Genomic DNA, 2835 nt, shown 5'->3' on the forward strand with positions numbered 1-2835 from the left:
GCGGGCGCGGGGGGGGGGCGGGGCTCCCGCGGGCCGCGGCAACCCGGGCGCCCGGGGGCGGGGCCGGCCGCCGCCGGCCGGCCGGGCCCCCCCCACGGCCGTGGCGGGCCCCCTTGGTACTGCGCGTCGTGCTCGGGTGGCGGCCAGGGCGGCCGCCGGTAGACCCGAAGGTCCTGAGCGATCAGATCATCAGAGGATGGTCAGACAGCGGTGACGTTCTCCGCCTGCGGGCCCTTCGGGCCCTGGGTGACGTCGAAGGTGACCGCCTGGTTCTCCTCCAGCGAGCGGAAGCCGCTCGAGTTGATGGCGGAGTAGTGGACGAAGACGTCGGGGCCGCCGCCCTCCTGGGCGATGAAGCCGAAGCCCTTCTCAGCGTTGAACCACTTGACGGTTCCCTGAGCCATGCCGTTCTCCTTGCGAGGGACGTATTGGAGGCCACACCGTGTGACCTCCGGTCCGCTGCGCTGATCGCCCCGCCTCCGGAGTGGTCCGGATTTTTCGCACAGTGCTCAATCAATGCTCAATTGATGCTGTAACTGCTGAAAAACTACGAAAAGCCCGCGGTTACATGCTCCGCAGGCTTCAAGTACTGCAAGGGGAATCAAACTGCAACTGAGAGAGACGGTAGCACGCGGTGGCTGGCCCGACCAGGGGTGACCGAAGGCCGCGCCGGTGTGTCGCGCGCCTGGTGTCGGGCGCCGAGAGCGGCAGGCATACCCTGCGGGGAGAGTACGAACAGCAGAGGGAGCGTGCGGTGACCGGTCGGGATGCGAGCAGCTCGGTGGCAGTGAGGCCCCGGGTCGGACATATTCAGTTCCTCAACTGCCTGCCCCTCTACTGGGGCCTGGCACGGACCGGCAGCCTCCTCGATCTCGACCTGACCAAGGACACCCCGGAGAAGCTCAGCGACCTGCTCGTGGCCGGCGCGCTCGACATCGGCCCGATCACCTGTGTGGAGTACCTGCGGCACGCCGATGAGCTCGTCGTGCTCCCCGACATCGCGGTCGGCAGCGACGGCCCGGTGATGTCCTGCGTGATCGTCAGCAAGGTCCCGCTCGCCGACCTGGACGGCCGCCCGGTCGCACTCGGCTCCACCAGCCGCACCTCCGTCCGGCTCGCCCGGCTGCTCCTGGAGGAGCGCGAGGGCGTCCGTCCCGACTACTTCTCCTGCCCGCCCGACCTCGACGCGATGCTCGCCACCGCCGACGCCGCCGTGCTGATCGGCGACCCCGCGCTGCGCGCCTCCCTGGAGCAGGCCCCCCGCCAGGGCCTGGCCGTGCACGACCTCGGCGCGATGTGGAAGGAGTGGACGGGCCTGCCGTTCGTCTTCGCCGTCTGGGCCGCCCGCCGCGACTACGTCGAGCGCTCCCCGGGCGCGACCGCGGCCGTGCACCGCGCCTTCCTGGAGTCCCGCGACCTCTCGCTCACCGAGGCCGCCAAGGTCGCCGAGCAGGCGGCCCGCTGGGAGGCCTTCTCCGCCCCGCTGCTGGAGCAGTACTTCACCCAGGCCCTCGACTACTCCCTCGGCGAGCGCCAGCTCGCCGGGATCGCCGAGTTCGCCCGCCGGGTCGCCCACGACACCGGCTTCGCACCGGATGTGACGGTGCGCCTGCTGGAGTCCGTGCCTGCGGCCGGGTAACACCACCCTTCGGGGGCCCCGGTTGGTACTGTCCGGCGGGGCCCATCGGGCGGACGGGAGGCGGGGGCGATGGAACCACTGGGTGCTGCGGACCCGGCACGGGTCGGCGCCTACCGGCTGCTGCGCCGGCTCGGCGCGGGCGGCATGGGCCGGGTGTACCTCGGCCGGACCGCCGGCGGCCGCACCGTGGCCGTCAAGGTGGTGCGCGGCGAACTCGCCGACGACGCCGAGTTCCGGGCCAGGTTCCGCCAGGAGGTGGCCGCCGCCCGGCTGGTCGGCAGCCGCTGGACCGCCCCGGTGCTCGACGCCGACACCGAGGGCGAACTGCCCTGGGTGGCCTCCGGGTACGTGGCCGGACCATCGCTGGACGCCGCGGTGCGCCGGCACGGCCCGCTGCCCGTCCCCGCGGTGCACGCCCTCGGCGCGGCACTCGCCGAGGCCCTCGGCCAGGTGCACGGCCTCGGCCTGGTGCACCGCGACGTCAAGCCGTCCAACGTGCTGCTGGCCCTGGACGGCCCCCGGCTCATCGACTTCGGCATCGCCCGCGCGCTGGACGCCGCCACCGCCCTCACCCGCTCCGGGTACGTGGTCGGCTCGCCCGGTTACCTCTCGCCCGAGCAGGCGGCCGGCGAGGCGGCCGGCCCGCGCGGCGACGTCTTCTCGCTCGGCGCGGTGCTCGCCTTCGCGGCGAGCGGCACCGCCCCGTTCGGCGAGGGCGTCAGCGCCGCCGTCCTGCTCTACCGGGTGCTGCACGAGGAGCCCGACCTCGGCGCCCTGAGCGGACCGCTGTACGAGGCCGTCCGGGCCTGCCTCGCCAAGACGGCCGCCGACCGGCCGTCCCCGGAGGAGCTGCGCGCACTGCTCGCCCCCGGCGCGGCCCCGCTCGCCGACGGCGGCTGGCTGCCCGCGGCCGTCTCCGCCGAGGTCGCCCGCACCGCCGTCGAACTGCTCGACCTGGAGGCGCACACCTCCGACACCCCCGGCACGTCGTACCCGGCCGCGCCGCACCCCGGCGCCCCCGCGGCCGACCGCACGCCCACCGCCCTGGACCGCCCCGCCGCACCCGTCGACGGCTCCGCCGCCGGCACCCCGGCTCCCGGCGGCGCCGCCGCACCGACGGCCGCCGCGACCGCACCCGCCCCGCGCCGTACGGCCCGGTGGCTGGTCCCGCTGCTCGCCGCCGCCCTGCTGGCGGC

The 2835-nt window shown here is 74.7% G+C and carries 3 protein-coding genes; 2 read left to right on the forward strand and 1 reads right to left on the reverse strand.

Annotation, left to right across the window (positions count from 1 at the left end; genetic code table 11):
* Positions 1–200: 200 nt before the first annotated feature.
* Positions 201–404, reverse strand: coding sequence for a cold-shock protein (locus ACFV0G_RS29165; RefSeq protein ID WP_095873528.1), 204 nt, complete (start codon positions 402–404; stop codon positions 201–203).
* 350 nt (positions 405–754) lie between these two features.
* On the opposite strand from ACFV0G_RS29165, the gene ACFV0G_RS29170 reads away from it, so the two are divergent.
* On the forward strand, positions 755–1639 hold the full coding sequence (locus tag ACFV0G_RS29170; RefSeq protein WP_380554454.1) for a menaquinone biosynthetic enzyme MqnA/MqnD family protein: 885 nt from the start codon (positions 755–757) through the stop codon (positions 1637–1639).
* Positions 1640–1708: 69 nt separating this feature from the next.
* Positions 1709–2835: serine/threonine-protein kinase (locus tag ACFV0G_RS29175; RefSeq protein ID WP_380554457.1), on the forward strand; the 1127-nt coding region annotated here is incomplete at its 3' end.

The sequence above is a fragment of the Kitasatospora sp. NPDC059571 genome, assembly GCF_042735675.1.
Lineage (GTDB): Bacteria > Actinomycetota > Actinomycetes > Streptomycetales > Streptomycetaceae > Kitasatospora.